The organism is Pirellulaceae bacterium, assembly GCA_029243025.1.
GTDB lineage: Bacteria > Planctomycetota > Planctomycetia > Pirellulales > Pirellulaceae.
The window spans coordinates 1,042,392-1,061,743 of the sequence record JAQWSU010000045.1 but is presented as its reverse complement, the minus strand read 5'-3'; the positions used below and the strand labels follow the sequence as shown (position 1 = coordinate 1,061,743).

17 protein-coding genes are annotated in these 19,352 nt (G+C 52.4%); 11 read left to right on the top strand and 6 right to left on the bottom strand.

Annotated elements, in window-relative coordinates; genetic code table 11:
• Positions 1–318: 318 nt before the first annotated feature.
• Positions 319–1,194, top strand: a complete 876-nt coding sequence (locus tag P8N76_22845; protein MDG2384525.1) for a hypothetical protein — start codon at positions 319–321, stop codon at positions 1,192–1,194.
• A gap of 286 nt (positions 1,195–1,480) precedes the next feature.
• On the opposite strand, the gene P8N76_22840 is transcribed toward P8N76_22845, so the two are convergent.
• On the bottom strand, positions 1,481–1,978 hold the full coding sequence (locus P8N76_22840) for a hypothetical protein (GenBank protein ID MDG2384524.1): 498 nt from the start codon (positions 1,976–1,978) through the stop codon (positions 1,481–1,483).
• A 463-nt stretch (positions 1,979–2,441) separates the two neighbouring features.
• On the opposite strand from P8N76_22840, the gene P8N76_22835 reads away from it, so the two are divergent.
• The 8 genes from P8N76_22835 to P8N76_22800 all read left to right on the top strand — a co-directional run bounded on the left by P8N76_22835 (position 2,442) and on the right by P8N76_22800 (position 9,857).
• Positions 2,442–3,452 carry a 2-dehydropantoate 2-reductase gene (locus P8N76_22835; GenBank protein MDG2384523.1) on the top strand — a complete coding sequence of 337 codons (1,011 nt, stop codon included), beginning with the start codon at positions 2,442–2,444 and terminating at the stop codon, positions 3,450–3,452.
• Positions 3,453–3,513: 61 nt separating this feature from the next.
• Positions 3,514–4,404, top strand: coding sequence for a MaoC/PaaZ C-terminal domain-containing protein (locus tag P8N76_22830; protein ID MDG2384522.1), 891 nt, complete (start codon positions 3,514–3,516; stop codon positions 4,402–4,404).
• A 59-nt stretch (positions 4,405–4,463) separates the two neighbouring features.
• The gene (locus tag P8N76_22825) at positions 4,464–5,717 is read left to right on the top strand and encodes a CoA transferase (GenBank protein MDG2384521.1); all 1,254 of its coding nucleotides are present in this window, start codon (positions 4,464–4,466) and stop codon (positions 5,715–5,717) included.
• On the top strand, positions 5,714–6,535 hold the full coding sequence (aroE, locus tag P8N76_22820) for a shikimate dehydrogenase (protein ID MDG2384520.1): 822 nt from the start codon (positions 5,714–5,716) through the stop codon (positions 6,533–6,535). Before P8N76_22825 ends, aroE begins: the two co-directional genes overlap by 4 nt.
• 38 nt (positions 6,536–6,573) lie before the next feature.
• Positions 6,574–7,362 carry a hypothetical protein gene (locus P8N76_22815; protein MDG2384519.1) on the top strand — a complete coding sequence of 263 codons (789 nt, stop codon included), beginning with the start codon at positions 6,574–6,576 and terminating at the stop codon, positions 7,360–7,362.
• A gap of 125 nt (positions 7,363–7,487) precedes the next feature.
• The gene (locus tag P8N76_22810; protein ID MDG2384518.1) at positions 7,488–8,555 is read left to right on the top strand and encodes a Gfo/Idh/MocA family oxidoreductase; all 1,068 of its coding nucleotides are present in this window, start codon (positions 7,488–7,490) and stop codon (positions 8,553–8,555) included.
• A 51-nt stretch (positions 8,556–8,606) separates the two neighbouring features.
• Positions 8,607–9,059, top strand: coding sequence for a type II 3-dehydroquinate dehydratase (gene aroQ, locus P8N76_22805; protein MDG2384517.1), 453 nt, complete (start codon positions 8,607–8,609; stop codon positions 9,057–9,059).
• A 6-nt stretch (positions 9,060–9,065) separates the two neighbouring features.
• Positions 9,066–9,857: an SDR family oxidoreductase gene (locus P8N76_22800; protein ID MDG2384516.1), complete on the top strand. Its 792-nt coding sequence runs from the start codon at positions 9,066–9,068 to the stop codon at positions 9,855–9,857.
• A 40-nt stretch (positions 9,858–9,897) separates the two neighbouring features.
• Here P8N76_22800 and P8N76_22795 read toward each other — a convergent pair whose 3' ends face one another.
• The 3 genes from P8N76_22795 to P8N76_22785 form a co-directional block, all read right to left on the bottom strand.
• Positions 9,898–11,358 (bottom strand): DUF1501 domain-containing protein, encoded by a 1,461-nt coding sequence (locus tag P8N76_22795; GenBank protein ID MDG2384515.1) that lies wholly within the window; start codon positions 11,356–11,358, stop codon positions 9,898–9,900.
• Between the two features lie 17 nt (positions 11,359–11,375).
• Entirely contained in the window at positions 11,376–14,399 is a 3,024-nt protein-coding gene (locus tag P8N76_22790; protein MDG2384514.1) for a PSD1 and planctomycete cytochrome C domain-containing protein, read from the bottom strand.
• Between the two features lie 606 nt (positions 14,400–15,005).
• Positions 15,006–15,698, bottom strand: a complete 693-nt coding sequence (locus P8N76_22785; protein MDG2384513.1) for a GDSL-type esterase/lipase family protein — start codon at positions 15,696–15,698, stop codon at positions 15,006–15,008.
• 221 nt (positions 15,699–15,919) lie between these two features.
• Between P8N76_22785 and P8N76_22780 the strand changes: the two genes are divergently transcribed.
• Positions 15,920–16,066, top strand: coding sequence for a hypothetical protein (locus tag P8N76_22780; protein ID MDG2384512.1), 147 nt, complete (start codon positions 15,920–15,922; stop codon positions 16,064–16,066).
• Between the two features lie 200 nt (positions 16,067–16,266).
• Positions 16,267–17,352, top strand: coding sequence for a hypothetical protein (locus P8N76_22775; protein ID MDG2384511.1), 1,086 nt, complete (start codon positions 16,267–16,269; stop codon positions 17,350–17,352).
• A gap of 73 nt (positions 17,353–17,425) precedes the next feature.
• On the opposite strand, the gene P8N76_22770 is transcribed toward P8N76_22775, so the two are convergent.
• Both P8N76_22770 and P8N76_22765 read right to left on the bottom strand, forming a co-directional pair.
• A complete protein-coding gene (locus tag P8N76_22770) occupies positions 17,426–17,821 on the bottom strand; it encodes a BlaI/MecI/CopY family transcriptional regulator (GenBank protein MDG2384510.1) in 396 nt (131 codons plus the stop codon).
• Between the two features lie 309 nt (positions 17,822–18,130).
• Positions 18,131–19,303 (bottom strand): cytochrome c peroxidase, encoded by a 1,173-nt coding sequence (locus tag P8N76_22765; protein MDG2384509.1) that lies wholly within the window; start codon positions 19,301–19,303, stop codon positions 18,131–18,133.
• Positions 19,304–19,352 lie beyond the last annotated feature (49 nt).

Sequence of the window (19,352 nt, the reverse complement as noted above, 5' to 3'; positions counted from 1 at the left end):
GTGTCACGAGGCTAGACTCATCACGTTTTGAATCGCCGATGATTTACACGACGTGCCGTCGGCAAGGCCGGCGAGGCAGCGTTTCCAGATGAAACCATTAACAAGTCGTATGATACATTCTCAGTAATCGTTGCGATACCGAAAACCAGGGTATCCGAACGATTGGGGAGGGGTGGACTTTCAATCCAACGCAGTTCTTCACCATCTAGAATCACAGGACGGTCTTGATCTGCTTGGCGATTCGGCAATCGACCCTATTGAGAAACGATTGAACCAGATCCGGAAGCTCGGTGGAACATCCTTGGAAAAAAGTGCTGGTTGATTCAGAAGAACACTGGCGGCAACTTGTGCGCCCCTCGAAAAAAAATCCAATTCGGATTGGTTTGGCTGTTTGTCGGAACGACACTGCTTGCCGTCTGCCTTGCTCCCTATGTGTGGAAAACTACAAGGCTTCGCCGGCAGCAATACGCGCTGGAGCAGTTGGGCGAATACGGACAGTCTGCCATCCTGGTGGATGGTTGGGTTCGGAGCATCGACCTAGGATATCGCCCCGAATCGGCTCAGGGTGATGTTGATGATGCACCGGAAATTGATTCGCTGATGGGCTATCTGGAATTGCTTCCAGCCTTAGAGCAGATTGATCTAACGCAATCACGCTTAGGAATGGGTGGCATCCGTCAGTTGGCGAAACAGGGAAAGCTCAAGGAGCTAATCCTGCTTAATGTGAACATTGGGGATGACGAATTGGCGCAGCTTGCTGATCTCAAAAACCTCGAAAAATTGAATCTTTGCCAGACAAAGGTTACCGACGCTGGCCTCATCCATCTCAAACGGATGACTAAATTGCGCGAACTGGAACTTTCCGCCGTTGGTCTTTCGTTGGCGAAGTCCCGTCCGCAGATTACCGATGCAGGTGTAGCCGCGTTGAGGAATCTTCCTGAGCTCGAACGCTTGTCGCTGAGTCAGTCCTTCATTACGGATGTGGCGGTCGAGGAGCTCGCTCAATTGAACGGCCTACGTGACCTGGATATTAGCCGTACTTTTATTTCGTCTCAGGGTGTTCAGAAGCTTCGGCGGGCTCTTCCCAATTGCACAATTGTTCATGATGACATGCGCGATTGGATGGGCTACCCGAGGTTCAACGATGGAAAACTCTTTGCCGCTCCTGGTAGGGCTGAAAAAAAGAAGGAGTAGCCAATTAGGCGACAGCTTGACGATTTGGCAAATCGAGGCCTCGGTTGTTGATGTCTCAGGTGGAGCCGAAGAAAGGTCTTTCCTCGATATTCTGCGGGTCTTGCCAGTTTGAATGGCGATTGTTCGGAGTGTGGTGGGTCGTTGGATCAGAGCGGACCGGTGAATAATCCTTTTCAGGCTCCGTGGATCTGCTGCAAGTCAGCTGCCTGGTCTATTCATCACGATTTGGCGTCGGCGACAGAGATCTTTTGCGGCCTTCCGATGCTGCCGCGGTAAACGGTGATCGCTACGGTTTGAGAATGTGCTTTCCATTCTCGAACTGTCGATGGCAAGCGTTGCAGTTTTTGATCATCGCTCGATAGCTGCGGTTGGCAGTAGCATAATCCTTCGCTTTGGCCGCTTTGTACAGTTGGGATCCGAAGGTCTGAACTTGCACACTGTGGTTGTTCCAGTCTGCTGCATCATCAGCAGATGGCGCTCGAGTAAGCAATAGGTTGCTGCCCTCAGCCAGAATTAAAGCATTGGATTTGACTTCCTTCCAACCCGTTTTGTCATTGGGCTCGTTTGCCATGGCAGCCTTGAGTCGTTTGTAAGTTGGTTGGAAAAAGTATTCCATGAACTCATGCATATCGCTTTCGACCGGTTCTATTTTTGTGGTCTCTGCGATCGGCGTGTTCGCCTGCAACAATGGGGCAGCGATCGTCGTAAACGCGGGCACTAACCAAAGGCCTGAAATGAGCAGGAGATATCGTCGCAGTCGATTGTCGTTTGGTTCTGTCTTCAAGGCTCGAGGTCCTTTTGTGAATTGATAAGTCCTAACTGGAACATCACGGTATAACAACATCACGGTAGATCTGACCGACAGAATACTCTTTACCTGGATTGGTCCGCAATGATGCGCCCATCGAGTGGTTGCAATTCGCGACGACAAACTCGAGTTCGGAGATACCGATCGCAGGAAAGCCCCCCTCCGCCAGGTCGCAATCTCAGACCGAAATCCAAAATTCTTGAAAAGTACGGCCACCTGTACTTGCTGCGATCGATTGTCCCAATAAGGATCCATGGCCAAGCAGAGCGCCTGTCTTGGGCAGATCCCGGGGGACTCCGCTCGATTCGGATTCAGCCGTTCGGTTGGGTCGCTACAACTGGCGGCTCAAATCTTCTACAATCCGGCCAGGATTTACCCATGGACGACTGTTTTCTTGCTCACCGAGCTCCCATTCGGGTGGGCCACAAGAATCCTCGGGATGCGTGATTGGTCCATCGATGAGATCGCAGGTGTTGGGGTGAATTCTTGGAAACGGCCAGATGTCAATCCAGGAGTTTGTTTGTTGAAGATCTGTATACTAGGTGCCGGATCGTTGGGATGTGCTATCGGTGGAGTCTTGACCGAGGCCGGGAATGATGTCTGGTTGGTTAACCGCAATCAGGATCAAGTGGAAGCCATGAATGGCCGCGGTTTGGTTTTAGGCGATGGCGGGAAAGACCGTACGGTCAAAGTGCGTGCTGCCACAACGGTTGCGGAAGTCGGTGTTGTTGATTTGGTGATCGTGTTGGTCAAATCGTTCCACACGAGTGAGGCGATGCAGGCGGCAATGTCATTGTTGAGCCCTGAGACAGTTGTGCTTTCGCTCCAAAATGGCGCGGGGCACGAGGATATCTTGTCCGACATGGTTGGCCGTGATCGTGTGCTTGCCGGGAAAACCTATGCGGGTGGCACCCAAGCGGGTGTTGGCCATGTAATCATCGGTACTCGAGGCAGGGATACGTATATTGGCGAACTCGACGGAAGCGTCTCCGATCGCGTTCAACAGATTTCCGAGTTGTTTAATCGCGCGGATTTGCTCACGCACGTTACCACCAACATCCTGGGGACGATCTGGGATAAGTTGTTGATCAATGTGGCGACAGGTGCCTTGAGTGGAATCACTGGATTGACCTATGGCGATTTGTATCAAACACCAGAAGTTGTGGATTGTGCCCTCGCCGCAGTGGCCGAAGCGATGGCCGTCGCTCAGGCCAGCGATATCGTTCTTTCGACAACTGACCCAAGAGAGACATGGGTGAAGGCAGCCGATGGGCTCCCCTTAGAGTTCAAGGCATCGATTCTGCAAAGCTTGGAAAAAGGATCAATTACCGAAGTGGACTACATTAACGGTGCGGTGGTGCGACAGGGTTGGAAGGTGGGCGTGCCGACACCGATTAACCAAACCTTGGTCGCTTGTATCAAAGGTGTGGAACGCCGGCTGCTGGCATAAATCTATCCCAAATTATTCCCGAAACCTTTTGCCTGTTGAGATCCGTCCCGTGACCCACACAATGAACCGATGCTATGTCGAACATGTTGCGATTCGTGTCCAAGATATTCATTGGCACATTAAATTCTTTCGCGAAGCGCTCGGCATGGAAATGCGCCAAGTCGATGGGGATTCTACGTCTCCCAAGCAGTATTGGACAGTTGGAGGTGTTCAGCTGATAAGCGATCTCGACTTTGTCGCTCCGCCGAGCCATGACAGCGGTTGGTTGGCTCATCTGGGGATCATGGTGGAAGAGTTAGACGAAGCGATTGCTGCCTGTCAACGGTTTGGAGCAACTCAACTTGAAAAGGGTCCGAATTGGTTGCAGCTTCCTGACGGCTTAGCGATCGAATTGTTGCAGGCTTGTGGCAACGCCGTGGCGGACGTTTTGGCCGTCGATCCTCGCTCCGACAAACCCGCTCCCGCGTTGAATTTTGCCGTGATGCCTCGCACGAGAGAATTCACCACACCAGAGAAAACCTGGGATGATGCGCGCGACAGAGATGTTTGCATTAGCCCGACCTACTTGGTGACGGAGGAGCGGATTCAAGCGTATGCCGAATTGACCGGGGACTACACACCGGTTCATATTGATGAGGAATATGCCAAGACCACACCGTTTGGTACACGGGTCGCGCACGGATTGTTTGGCTTGGCGATCGCGGATGGATTGAAGACACAAAGCGAATACCGATTTCTTCCTGGAATGTCACTAGGCTGGACCTGGGATTTTTTGTTGCCGATCAAAATCAATGACGTTCTGCATGTTCGCTTCACCGTTGGTGGATTACGTCCCTCCAAGAGTCGACCAGAATGGGGCATCGTGATTTTAGATTCGGAGCTGATCAATCAGGATGATCAGATCGTGCAAAAAGGTGAGCATCGTTTGATGATTCCGAGACGCAATAACTGATTGGTGCCGCGAAACCCAAGTTTGAAACGCACTGTCGTGCGTAGGATGGAGATTTTCTTTTGAACCGGCAAGCACTGCCCTTACAGGGCATCCGAGTGATTGACTACAGCCACTTTCTGGCTGGGCCTCACATGTCGCGCTGTCTGAGTGCGATGGGTGCGGACGTCATCAAGGTCGAGCGACCTATCAGCGGTGACGCGGGGCGTTCGAGTCCCACACAAGTTAAAGGGCAAAGCGGCTACTTTCTACAACAAAATATGGGCAAACGCGGTCTGTGCATCAATCTGAAGGATGCGCGCGGCTTGGATTTAATGCACAAGCTTGCCGATACGGCGGACATCTTTGTCGAGAATTATCGGCCGGGTGCCTTAGACAAACTAGGCTTAGGATACGAAGAGCTCTCACGTCGTAATCCGGGTTTGATTTACTGCTCGGTGTCAGCCTACGGACACACAGGACCGGATGCAGCTCGTCCGGGCTTCGGCCTAATCGCCGAAGCCAAAAGTGGAGCGATGTCGTTGGTCGGAGTCCCTGGTGAACCACCGCCCCTGTTTCGCATGCCAATCGCCGATATGTATGCGGGCATGCATGGGGTATCAGCCATTTGTGCTGCTCTGTTCGGCCGTGTCACGAGCGGACGAGGGCAGCATATCGACATTGCTTTATACGATTGCATGGTGTCGATGCACGATTACGCCACGCAAGGTTATCTGATGAGCGGTGGCACCGAGTTACCTGAGCAGACAGGTCATGATTTGCCACAAAGTACCGTTTATGGTGTGTTCCCTGCACGGGATGGTTATCTCGTTATCGCCGCCCAAGTCGACGAGACGTGGCGACGCTTGGCTCAGTTAATTGGCGGGGATGCTTTTGCCGCGGATACCCGCTTTCATCAGCAGGCTGGTCGTAATGAACATCGAGATGAAATACTCGACAAGGTTCGCAAATGGACGATGTCACAATCGTCGGTCAATGCTTGCTGTGAAGCACTGGATGCGGCGGGCGTGTCTGCAGCGCCAGTACAGACCATTGACCAAGTTCTGACCGATCCGCAGACACTCGAACGCGATATGGTGATTGAACAGCATCATCCATTGTTGGGTACGATCAAATTGACGAATCTGCCCTTTCGATTCTCAGACTACGATACGACGCCTCGAGGCCCCGCCCCGTTGCTTGGCCAGCACAATCATGAAATCGCATCTGAGTTGGGTTACCGGGAGAGCCAGATCGCTGAAATGCAGCAGGATGGCGTACTCTATGCCGAACCCGATGTTGCCGAGTTTTGTCAAGAGTCGGGAGATCAACGATGACCGACCAGTATGCGGCGATTGGCAATCCGATTAGTCATAGTAAGTCACCTTTGATTCATTCCACTTTTGCCAAAGAAACAGGCCAAGATATCAGCTACGGCTTGATTGAAGGACCTTTGGGAGAATTTAGGCCGACGGTCGATAAGTTTCGTGACGAAGGTGCCCGCGGACTCAATATCACGGCGCCGTTCAAGTTGGATGCGTTCCAATATGCCGACGAATTGTCTGATGGAGCTCGAGCAGCTGGAGCGGTTAACGCGATGAAGTTCGAGCGTGGAAAAGTTTTGGCGGAAAACTTTGATGGGGTCGGTTTGGTTCGTGATATTGTGCAAAACCTTGGCTTTCCTCTGGCTGAACGGCGAGTGTTGCTTCTCGGTGCTGGCGGTGCCTCGCGTGGGTTGGTGCTGCCATTTCTTCGCGAATCGCCTGCTCGATTCGTAATTGTCAATCGAACCGTATCCAAAGCCGAACACTTGGCCGCTGAGTTCTCCAAGTTTGGCCAAGTGGAAACGTCCGGGTACTCGGAGCTGAAACAGGACCGCTTTGATGTGGTGATCAATGCAACATCGGCCAGTCAACGAGAAGCGTTACCAGAACTTCGGTCGGATGCCTTTCGTGCAGGCTGTCTGGCCTATGAATTGAATTATGGGAAAGGTCTCACGCCGTTTCTACGCTTGGCGCAAAGCGCTGGCGCTGGCAAGCTCGCCGATGGTGTGGGAATGCTGGTTGAGCAGGCGGCCGAAGCCTTTGCCTGGTGGCGCGGCATGCGACCCTTGACCCGTGAGATCATTGAAAAGATTACCGTCCCGTTGGCATGACGGGTAATGAACCTCCCTAATGAAAGCAAGACGTTAGCATGAATCCGAAATTCGAAGCTTTGGCTCAAGACCTAGCCACTGCCTGGCTCTCGCGAGGGACGGTGCGTCTGCCAGCTGCCGATGATGCTCCGCAGTCCAGGGCAGAAGCGTTTGAAATCCAGGAACAGATTGAACGTTTGTTAGGTGATACGATTGTGGGCTGGAAAGTCGGTGCCTCGACGCGGGCGGTTCAGATCCTGGAGGGTCACGACGGCCCAGTCGTTGGTTGGTTAATGCGTTCCCGCATCTATCAGAATGGGGCAAGAGTTTCGGCTGAGATGTACGCCGGTTACAAGATCGAGTGCGAATTTGCCTTTCGTTTTTTGCAGGATGTTGCTCCCCGAACGAGCCCCTACACGCGAGCGGAAATCGATCCGCTGATTGTGTTGCATCCTGGGCTCGAAATTTCGGGTTCAAGATGGGTCGTCGATCCGCAAGATCGCAAGGTGACCACGTACGACTCGATCGCTGACAGCGGTACGGGTGCAGGCTATGTGACTTCGAACGACATCACCGATTGGCACGGTCTGGATCTGGAACATATGAATATCGTCGCGAAAATCGATGACGGCGATCCGATTGAGATGTATACGGGTGACTACCGTTGTGACCCGGCAGATATTGTGCTCGAGACGATTAACGGTTTGTCGGCGCGTGGTCGCGGAGTGGCCAAGGATGATTTAATCTCTACCGGTTCTTTGACCATGCCGACTCCGCTCGGACCCGGCCAGACCTATGTGGGACAGTTTGGTGATTTAGGAACACTATCAGTCACCATGGGAAGCTAGTTGTGGATTGGTAGGGCGAAATCGCCAGTTGTCTGAATTCCCCTCCGTGGTGGAGTAGAAAGTCATTTTTTGTTCGGGTGATTTGAAATGATTTGCCTGACGGACGAAGCGGAACCCAAAAACGCATGAGCCAGAAAACACGAATCGCCGTCGCCGGAGCAGGTTTGATCGGAAAGCGGCACATTGATTTGGCAGCCAAGGCCCAACGGGCTCAGTTGTCAGCGATCGTCGATCCGGCACCCGCTGCTCAGGAAATTGCCGCCAGCTACAGCGTGCCACTCTATCAGACCCTCGCCGAGTTGATCGAAAAAGATCGGCCGGAAGGAGTGGTGTTGGCGACTCCCAACCAAATGCACGTTGAACAGGGTTTGCAATGCGTCGAGATCGGTCTACCCGCACTGGTGGAAAAACCCGTTGGTCATTCGCTCGAAGCGGGGATCCGACTTTGCGAAGCGGCGGAGGCGGCAAAAGTACCGATACTGGTCGGACATCATCGTCGCTACAGCCCAATCATGTCGAAAGCTGTCGAAGTGATTGAAAGCGGAACGCTCGGAAAGCTTGTTGCGATGGTGGGTTCTGTCTTGTTTTATAAGGCAGAAAATGAAGGTTATTTCGACGGGCCGTTTTCCTGGCGCCGTGAGCCGGGCGGGGGGCCGATTTTGTTGAATATGATTCACGAAATTGGTAATCTTCGATCGTTGTGTGGCGAAATTATTGCTGTTCAGGCGTTCACATCCAACGCGACGCGCGGCTTTCCAGTGGAAGATACCGCCTCGATTTCGCTGCGATTTGCGAATGGTGTGCTGGGTACCTTTATCTTGTCGGATACGGCTGCTTCGGATCACAGTTGGGAACATACGGCTGGCGAAGATCCTCGTTACGATCGATCGCATGTTGATGATACCGATTGTTACCATGTCGCGGGAACAATGGGCTCACTGTCCATTCCAACGATGCGGATCAGCCGATATGGTTCGGCAGCCGAACAGTCGTGGCACAAGCCGTTTGACAAGTCGACGGTTGAGCTCGAGGTTGTGGATCCCCTTGCAGTGCAAATCGATCATTTTGCAGACGTTATTTGTGGGCGTGCCCAGCCCTTAGTCAGTGCACGTGATGGTCTACAAAACCTTCGCGTTGTTGATGCAATCGTTGAAGCAGCTAAAACAGGTCGGGTTGTGAATACCGTCGCTTGATTACAAGACTAATGACTAGGTTAAGAAATTACTGAGGAGATTTCCCGTACGATGAAAACGTTTCTGATGCTGCATGGCATCAACCACAATATGTTTGGTAAGCGCGAGCCGGAATTTTACGGAACGATCACGCTGGACCAGATTAACGAAGGGTTGGTTGAACTGGGCGAGGAGCTGGGTGTGAAAGTGACCTATTTCCAAACCAACAGTGAAGGCGAATTGGTGGATCGAATTCACAAAGCGTTCTTTGACAAGGTCGATGGTGTCGTGATCAACCCGGGTGCTTGGACGCATTATAGCTACGGGATGCGCGATGCGTTGGCGATGTTGCCCTGCCCAATCGTCGAAATACATATGTCCAATAACCATGCACGGGACAAGTTTCGGCAGCATTCGGTTATCTCGGACATTGCCAAAGGTTACATTGCCGGTTTTGGATTTGACAGCTACTTATTGGGTTTACGCGCAGCAGTAGCAGCAGCTAACGATCAAACAGACAAATGAGAGATCATGATGACGAAGCGTTTTGAAACCAAAGTGGTAGTTGTGTCGGGTGGTAGTCGTGGCATCGGGCGTGGTGTGGCCTCAGCATTTGCTAGTGAGGGTGCGCAGACGGTCTTGGTGGCTTCGACGGAAACCAACCTTGTGGCGGCCGCTGATGCGATCGAACAAACGGGGGCAGCTCGTCCCGACATTTGCACCACTGACTTAAGAGACGACGCGGGATGTGCGAAGGTGTTGGATTTTGTCGTCGAGCGACATCAGCGTTGTGATGTGCTTGTTAACTCGGCAGGCGCTACTCAGGCCGGCTTGTTTCTGGAACAAGGGGATGATATTTGGCACGATGGATTTGCACTCAAGTTTTTCGGATGTGTGCGCCTTTGCCGGATGTTGTGGCCATTCCTGCGTGATGCGAAAGGTCATGTCATCAACGTGATTGGTGGAGCTGCGCGAACACCGGATGCCGAATTTTTGATCGGTGGCTCGGTGAATGCGGCGATGAATAACTTCACCAAAGGACTCGCCGGGTTAGGAAAGCGAGACGGAGTCAACGTGAATGCAATTCTGCCGGGGTTGACGGAAACCGAACGTGTCGAGCAGCTGTTTCAGCAACGCGCGGCCGCTTCGGGGAAATCCGTCGATGAAGTTCGAGCGGATCTGATCGCCCAGGATGGACTCACTCGCCTTGGTTGTCCCGAAGATGTGGCCGCTCTGGCGCTGTTCCTCTGTTCGGAGCAGGCACGTCACATTCAAGGCACTGCGACGGCGGTCGATGGTGGCTCCACGGCCGGTGTTTACTAGACGACGAATGATGGGGCAGGATGCCGCGATCCGTCGGGGTTCACGCGAGGATGTCGGTGACGGGGTGGTGTTCTTCCACTCCCGTGAGGCGGAAGTTCAAGCCGCGGTGTCGAAAGTTCAATTGTTCGTGGTTGAGTCCCAGGCAGTGCAGAATGGTTGCCTGGATGTCGTGAACATGGACGGGATTTACCACACTATGAAAGCCCAGCTCGTCGGTCGCTCCATAGCTGATGCCAGGTTTGATGCCTCCGCCCGCTAACCAGATTGTAAAGGCTTGTGGGTGGTGGTCGCGTCCCATGCTGCGACCGAGCGCTGCGCTGGCTTCGACCATCGGGGTGCGTCCAAATTCGCCTCCCCAAACGACAAGCGTATCGTCTAGCATTCCGTTTCGTTTAAGATCCTGGAGTAATGCTGCACAAGCTTGATCGGTTTGTTGACATTGTCCTCGGACTCCGCCCTCGACGTTGCTGTGGTGATCCCAGCCTGAATGATACACCTGAATAAAGCGAACACCCCGTTCAGCAAGTCGTCGCGCCAATAGGCAGTTTTTGGCGAACGAGCCTTTCGCATCGCCGGCTTTGACGCCGTACAATTCGAGTGTTTCCGCTGACTCTTGTGAAAAATCCATCAGTTCCGGCGCGCGAGCTTGCATACGGAATGCCATCTCGTAAGCATTGATTCGAGTCGTGATTTCGGGATCACCCACTTGTCGCAATTGTTCTTCATTCAAGGTGCGAATGAGGTCGAGTGAGTCGCGTTGTGCCTGCTTGTCGTATCCCTGCGGATTGGAAACGTGCAGGATAGGATCTCCTTGGCCGCGAAAACCAACACCTTGGTGCACCGACGGCAAGAAACCCGAACTCCACATGGCCGCTCCGCCACTAAGACTGCCGCCGCTCTGAAGGACGACAAACGAAGGTAAATCGTCGGCTTCACTACCAAGTCCGTAGCTGAGCCACGATCCCATGCTGGGACGACCGGGTACGCCGCTTCCCGTGTTGACGAACAGCTGAGCTGGAGAGTGATTAAAAAGATCGGTGTGGACCGAGCGCACGATCGCTAGTTCGTCTACGACTTTGCCCAGGTGAGGCATAACTTCCGAGATTTCCGCACCGCACGTCCCGTGCTTGGCGAATTTGAAGCGGGGACCTAATACGGCCGCATCAGGTTGGATGAAGGCGTAGCGCTGCCCTTTGATCACAGACGGCGGAATTGGTTTGCCTTCTAACTCGGCAAGCTTCGGTTTATGGTCAAAAAGTTCCAACTGGCTTGGCGCTCCCGCCATGAACAGAAAAATGACTCGCTTCGCTTTGGCAGGAAAATGTGGCTTTTTGGGCTCGAATGGACTGGTGTGCTCGGCAGCCAAAAGAGGCCGAGGGCCGCTCAACGTTTTGGACATGAGCGATGCCAAGGCTATTTTGCCGACGCCGATACCACAATCGTGAAAAAAATGCCGTCGCGTTTGCTCAAGCTGAGTTTGTTGTGGAATTGTGTTATCCATCGTCAGACTCTCAGTTGCTAAGGTTTCGTGATCGCTTCGTCCAAGTTCATCAGGGAACGTGCGACCATCGTCCAGGCAGCTCGTTGTTGGGTAGCTTCGTTGTCGTGGGTGATCTGGCTCACCTGTAATGGTTGAGTTTCTAATCGCGAGAGTTGTGTTTGATAATATTTGACGATCGCCGACAATTCTTTGTCGGTGGGGGGACGCGTCAACAAATGACGAAAGATGAATGTTGCCGTTTCCTGATCGCTTAAGTCTCGATCACTCGCCGTCCTCGCCAGAGCACGTGACATTTCGAGGTACATCTCGTCATTGAGCAATGTCAGGGCCTGCAGTGGAGTATTGCTGCGATCTCGTCGAGCGACGCAGTTTTCCCCGGTTGGCGCGTCAAAGACCGCATAGGCGGCGAATGGAGCGGTCCGTTTGATGAACGTGTAGAGTGAGCGGCGATAGCGGTCTTCGCCCGGTGACGGATCCCATTTCGGATTCCCATAGGCGACTGCAGTCACACTCTGAGGTTGGGGCGGCTTTACACCCGGACCGTACATTTTGGCCGAGAGTAATCCGGAACTGTGGAGCATCATATCGCGAACCATTTCGGCAGGAACCCGATAACGCGGACCGCGAGCCAGCAAATCATTTGCAGGATCTTGGTGCCGCAATTGGGGCGTTAGACGCGACCGCTGCCGGTAAGTTGCGCTGTTGACGATCAATCGATGCAGCTGTTTCAGTGACCAGCCATCTTCGACAAACTGGCAAGCAAGCCAATCCAACAGTTGAGGATGGGTTGGCAAGTCCGTTTGGCTGCCGAAGTCATCGCTTGTCCGTTGTAAGCCAGTGCCGAACATCGCTTGCCAAGCACGATTGACCGCCACGCGAGCCACCAGTGGGTTGTTCTGACTGACGAGCCATTGGGCGAACTCGAGACGGTTTGATGGTTCCGTGTCGGATGGAACGGAGAGGAAGGTTGGTAGGTCCGGAGCGACTTCTTCTTTTGGGCTCAAGTATTCTCCGCGGTGGTGGCGGAATGTTTGTCGAGGATTGTCGGGTTGACGCTCTCGCATAACCATCGTCGTTGGAAAAGCCGGTAGCCGCTTTTTCAACGCTTCGATTGGCTTGCGGGCCTCAGTTAACTTGGGTGTAACGGAAAGAAAATACTTTTTCAGAATGTGGTGTTCCTCTTCGTTCAATTCTTCGTCGGATCGAGTTAGGAGTGCTTCAATCTCGACCGGTAGACTATTCGCTTTTGCATCACGACTGCTTGCAGTCGCAGAAAATCGAAAGCGACCCAAACTGGCAGCGAAATGTCGCTCGAACAATAGATCAACTTCCAATGGATCTGCGCTTGTAATTGGCGTCACCAGGTTGAGAACAAGTTGATGAGGTTCTCCTTCTCGCTGTGCGGTGGACCAGCCTGTCGAACCCTTATCGTCCAACACATTTTCTGCGTTGGCATTGCCGCTACCGATCGCGATCTTTCCATAGCTCCGCGAAGGAGACTTGAACTCGATCGGTTGGCCATCGAGACGTGCGTCGATTTCACTTAAGAAGAAGTCTCCTTTTCGACCTTCGTAATAGGCGCGGCCAGGACCACCAGCGGGCAAGCGATCATCAGGAAGGACTTCGAGTCGAATCGCAGTAATTGGCCGAGCTGATTTATCTCGCTGAAATCGCAGTGTGAACTGGTCTCGCTTGGTGATATCCCCTGTGGAAAAAATGGAACCATCATCTAAGAGTTCCAGACGAGGCAGGTTGGTTTTCATCGAATTAGGTAAGAGTGGATTCCAGACCAACGCTTTCTGTCGTGACAATTTCAGCCATTCGGAAAATTGGTTCGCCAGATTCTGCTGACGCCGTTGCGGCGCTGGTCCGTTACCTTCGATCGGAGGAAACTGATTGGGCAGGTTGACTTCGAGCTGACGGATCCGTTCTTGGAGCTCATGTCGATTCGCTAAAATGTCTTGCGATTTGATCACGAAATCAGGTTCGTCCGCATTGTTCAACAGTGCGAACAGCCGATAGTAGTCCGTATGAGTAATTGGATCGTACTTGTGGGTGTGGCACTGTGCACAGCCTGTGGAAAGTCCCAGCCAGATGCTCCCCACGGTCGCGACGCGATCAACCATGGCATAAAAACGGTATTCGAGAGGGTCGATTCCGCCCTCTTCGTTGAGCATTGTATTTCGATGAAAGCCGGTGGCGATCAGCTGATCTTGAGTTGGATTGGGAAGCATATCGCCGGCGATTTGCGCGATCGTAAATTGGTCAAATGGTAAATCTTCGTTAAGTGCACGAATGACCCAGTCGCGATACGGCCAGATTTTACGTTCGCGATCTTTTTCGTATCCATTCGTGTCAGCGTAGCGAGCCAAGTCCAACCAATTTCGTGCCCATCGCTCACCGTAGTGTTTCGATTGCAGTAGCTTGTCTACGAGCGTTCCGTAGGCGCTTGGATCTTGATCTTTGACAAAGGCGTCAGCTTCCTCAGGCGTGGGAGGCAGACCGATCAAATCCAAATATACACGACGTACCAAAGTATACTTGTCGGCCGGTGGCGAAGGCGCCAGCCCCTCGCTTGCCAACCGTGAGTAGACAAAGTGGTCGATTTCGTTGTTGGGCCAGTTCGTGTTGGGTGTTTGCGGGACCGTCGGCCGGGTGGGCGAAACAAAGGCCCAATGTTTAAGATAGGGAGCACCTTGCTCGACCCAAGCGATTAACAACTGTTTTTGTTGGTCGCTCAAGAGATCATTCGCTTGAGGCGGCGGCATGATTTCTTCAGGATCATCCGAGAGGATTCGGCGAATGAACTCACTCTCGTCTGGCTGACCGGCGGTGATCGCACCATGATCAATTGCTGCTTCCCGGATATCCATGCGAAGATCCGCTTCTCGCGTCTCCTCGTCCGGGCCGTGGCATGGGAAACACTTGGCGGCAAAAATCGGCCGAATGTCACGGTTGAAGTTGATCGCTTGTTCAGCGCTGGTCGTCGCGCCGTTAAACAGAGTCAACACGAGTATCGCTCGTTGAAAATGTCGGCTCATTACGGGGCATTTCAGTCTGAAGCAACAAATGCTGGGGGCGGGCCCCACCTGATCACCGTTGCCGGGGGATGATGCGAAAAAAGTCGGGTGGCATCGATTAGCCAGGTAGGTCGGAATTGGCTTTCAAGGTACTTGCAGCGGAAACGAGCGTCATCGTTATTCTGGTGATGTTATTCTGGTAAAAACGTGACTCTAACTTACTCATTTCTAGAAGTTAAGCTCGTTGCCCCTGCATGGTCTCGGCGCCTCAGCGATTTAATTGCCGCTCTTGGCAAGTCTTGATAATCGATGCCAAAAGTTGACAAATGGGGTGCCAGCCAAAAGGGGCAGCAAGGATCTCATTTGCAAAGAGGTGGCGCTTCTGACGAATTTCATCGTACACCAGGAGAGGGGGGAGAGCAAATATCTCTAAACGCGTCGGAGTGGCGGAAATCTGCGAGGGTTTTTTTTGACAAGAGATGATTGATTTACTGAACTTTCATGGCTCGCGTGTTGTTCCATGTTTGGCATTCAGGAATGCGCCTTCCATTTGGTCGGTGCGAAATGAAATTACATCGACCCGTAATGCTTGCTCATCTTCTTTACCCTCAAGAACAGTAAGTTCCACTAGGGGTGGAGGTGCGCTGCCACCGCTTTGGCAATCGCTGTATAGCCGTTAGCGTTGGGATGGACGCCGTCACTTGTGGTGAGCAGTTCGGGTCGTCGCTGAAGAATCGAGTTTAATTCTAGCAACGAGACGTTTTGTCCAGCGTGTTTTTCAGCCAAACGTCGAACTCGATCGCATAAGGTTTGCAGGCGAGGCTTGCGTTCCCGCAGTCCGGCCACGCGCACGGCCGAGAGCCCTGGTGTTTCAAGAACCATCGCCGTTGGGGTGCAAACTACAATTCGTGGTGTTGACGCGAGCTGCCGCAAACGGGTGATTAACTCAGAATAATCGTGATCGAATCGGGAGATCTGCTCCCAGTTCTTTCGATTACCGCTGACAGTGTCGTTTGTCCCGAGTGATATAACCACGACATCTGGCTGATATTTTTTCACCGCGTCAAGCGTTGCCCAGACGTTCGGTTGACCTGTTTTGATCAATGTGGCTCCTCCGATTCCAAAGTTTCGTACGGTCCAGTCATCACCGAGAATGGCTTGTAAACGAGCTGGGTACGACTCCGTCTTCGCATCGACTCTGGCACCTGCGGTGATACTATCGCCTAGGCAAGCGACACGTGTTGGGTTGGCTTGAGAGATCCTCGCTTCCCCATTGGAAACGATGGTGGCGGAAAACATAATGGTAAGAATCATCTTCATGGTTTTTTCGCTTTCGAAACCGCTTTCTCAGGGTCGGTCATATTGCGGTGAGAGCCATGTTCGAATCAGGAACCCAGTAATGAGATCTGTATTGATTCTCTCGCAGTCTTTGGGAACTGTCAAAAGCACATTGTTCGTGAAAGCATTGCCGAGAACTGTTTTGGTCATCCAACTTCGGTCTGCTGCTCTGTTTAGCCTGAGTAAGCCAGGATGAGAGATAGATGATTGACTTATGTCGTCGGGTTACTCAGGCTGATGTGGATTCGGCTGATGTGCCAGTTGGTCAACATCGCAAACCCTTCTCGCGGCAATCTTTGATCGCTGGTCCCAATGATGAGAAAGGATTTGCTGCGTTAACCAGTAACTGACTGATTGTTAGCGGGTGCGAGCATGCTATCGTTGAGTGCTCGTCATGCTGACTATTCGATGTTTGATCCGTTGCAATGAAAGGCGAGAACAGTCAAAGTGTAATTAACGCGTTATGCCGACTGTTTTTCAGTGCGATCGGCGAGGGTCTCGCATTGATTCGATCTCACGGCAGTCAATCCAAACAGGAATTGGAAAGAAAATGAAACCAAAAATGTTCCTTGTGAAAAGATCGTTGGCCGGATTTACCTGCATCATGCTGTTTCTGTTTGCGGTTGAGCTTCAGGCTGCTTTGCCGCCAATGAGTCAGGAAGAGTTGGAAAAGGAATCGAAGTATATTGTTTCCGGTGACGTCATTTCAGTGACCTCTCGACTTACAAATTCAAAGGTTGAAAGAGCCTTTGGCATTCACCGTGATCGGATTTATACGATTAAGCTCAAGGTGTCAGCGATCATGAAAGGCGCGGGTGTAAAGCCTGGCCAGGTGATTACGGTCGAGGCTTGGCAGCCTGCCGTTCGCATACCGCCTATACCGGGGCTGCAGGGCAATGTGCCAATTCCAGACAAGGGAGATAAGGTCACGGTGTACGTGTCTGAAAAGTCGAAAGATAAATTTAAGCCCTTCATGCCGAATGGAATCACAATCAAGACCAAAGCAAAAGGTCAGGAATCCTCGGATGCTGATGTAAAAGTGCAAACACAATACGTCAAGGGTGCCGCACTTTCGGATGCACAAGAGCAGATCGTACTCAATCTTGCGAAGCAACGAGGTCTCAAGAAAATCAAAAAGATCGATACCTACAACCTCTACCCAACGGCGGCTCGTGGTATTCGCGTGAAGGGTGCGGACGAGATTGACGGTCGCCACGTTTCCAATAAGGTGCTCGACGTGCGTTACAAAAACTGGTGGCATCCGAATGAATCGCCAGGAAAAAATGATCTGCAGACGGGCGATTTCTGGGCAGGAAAACCCAGGACAGAAAAAGCGGTCATTCTGAAGGTAGGAAATCAGGAATATCGAATCCGTTCGCTTCAGGCGTTGAGCATCGGAGAAGCTGAATCCATCTTGAGTTTGCTCTTAGCAGGTGAATACACCACCGGACCGACGGTTAATAAGCCGAGTCTCAAGCAAGTTGATTGGACTCATCCATTGGGCTTCTCAAAGCATGGCGACGCGATTTCCGTTTCTTTTTCTCATCGAGGCGAAGATTCGGGCTTCTTTGATCTGCAGCTTAAATTAGTTGATGGTCAGCTCAGCATCAGCCAAGTCTTACAGGCGATTCCTTAGGTTCCGATCGACTTGTCTCGGTATCGCGCGGTGTCGGGTGTGCGAATGACGGCCGATCGGTCGGTGTCTCTGATTACGATCGTCGTTTTCCTTTGCTTGCTCTTGCGATCGTTTTTTGGATCTTGGCGATTTCTTTTTCCCTCAAGTTGACAGTTCGAAAACGCAGGAGTTCAGCGACCGTTTCTTCAATCGACCCATCGAAGAAGGTGTTGACCACTCGCTTCAATGCTCGCTGTGCGGCTTTCGGTCGCGAACGTGTGGGCCGGTAAATATAGCTTTGACCATCAAGCTTGTACTTGAGGTGCCCTTTTTCGACAAGAATTCGCAAAAAGGTTCTTACCGTCGAGTTGGCGAGATTTTCGGGAAGAGCCTCGACCACCTCGGATGCCGTAGCTGATCCAACCGCGTAAATGGCGTCCATGATCTGGCGTTCACGGCGAGAAAACTCTTGTTCGGGATTCGGTGCCATCTGCGATGCCTCTATCTTTTCTTAGGGTGCGTCTGTCCCTGAGTCATGCCAAGGCCTTCTAAAAAATTAGCGATGCGCCTCGGTTCCGTTCACAGCTCTGCCGACTTGTTTGCGAAGCCCGTTGCAGATTGCCGACTCAGGGCTGGTCCAATTTGCTCAGATGGCAGCGGATCGAGCAAGCATTTTAACGGAAAATATGCTTAGGGTCGCGGTCGCTATGTTTTATTGTCGTGGCTTGGCAGGATCCCGCCACTTTGCACGTCACGAACGCGTCTTTTACGGGTGCAAAGTCGTAGGAGTGCTAGAAAGTTACGGGGTCGGTTGTTGGTCGGAGCTAAGCCCTTCGACCATGAACGTCACGAGATCCTGCTTTTCCTGCTTGGTCAGCTTCAGCTGACCCCGCATTTCAGTGGAAAGGTATCGGTTCGGGATACCACCGCGATCATAGAGTTCGATCACTTCTTCGAGTGTTGCGACGCTACCATCATGCATATAGGGACCGGTATCTTTCACATCGCGAACGGTGGGAACCTTGAATTTTCCTTTGTTGCTTTCGAGTTTGGTGACTTCATAGCGCCCCAGGTCTGGACTTTCTTGATCCATCCCCACGCCAAGGTTGTGATAAAAGAGAGCAGTAAATGTTGGTGGCTCGTGGCAAACCGTACATTTGCTCTTACGTTTGTCGAAGAAAATCTCCATGCCTCGCTTTGCCGCCTCCGACAATGCGCTTTCATCACCGGCGACATAGCGATCATACGGCGAATTGCCCGCGACAATGGTCCGCTCGTAACAGGCAATCGCTCGAGCCACGTTGGTTGCCGTTAATCCGTTGGGAAACGCCTGGTCAAACAGCGTTGGGTAATCGTCATCCTCGCGAAGTCGCACGATCAACGTTTCGGTTGAGGGCATTCCCATTTCGTCTGGGTTAAGAATCGGGCCGAGTGCCTGACTCTCAAGAGTGCCAGCACGACCGTCCCAAAAGAGTGAACGATAATACGCGGCGTTAAGAATCGAAGGTACGTTTCGGCTCCCTTCTTTTCCATTGACTCCCTCCGCCACCTTGAGCCCGTTCGACCAACCCTTTTGGGGATCGTGGCATGTTGCGCAGGACATGCTGTGATCCACAGAAAGTGCGGTGTCGAAAAATAGTTTCCGTCCGAGCGCGACCTTTTCCACCGTCATCGGGTTCCTGTCCGACACGTGGTATTCGGGTAAGCCTAGAGGAAGAGAGTGTTCATAGGGTGTCGCGGTGACTGTCGCGTCGGTGGTTTTCGAAACAGTTTTTCCTGAGCCGGTTGGTTGCGTCTCGTTCGAGGCGGCGGAAATTGGATCGTTGCTGTTTGGAGCACGTGTGCAGGAGCAGCAGAGGAGCGAGAATGCCAGCAGCAGGGCAAGTTTCGGAAGTTGGAACTTGACCGAGCGGGTGCGTGGATGAGGCGATAGTGGATTGGGCATGGTGATCAAAGCGAGTAGGGGTTGCATTGCAACACATCATACCAGAACAGATCGTATTGACGATCCATTTGGCAAT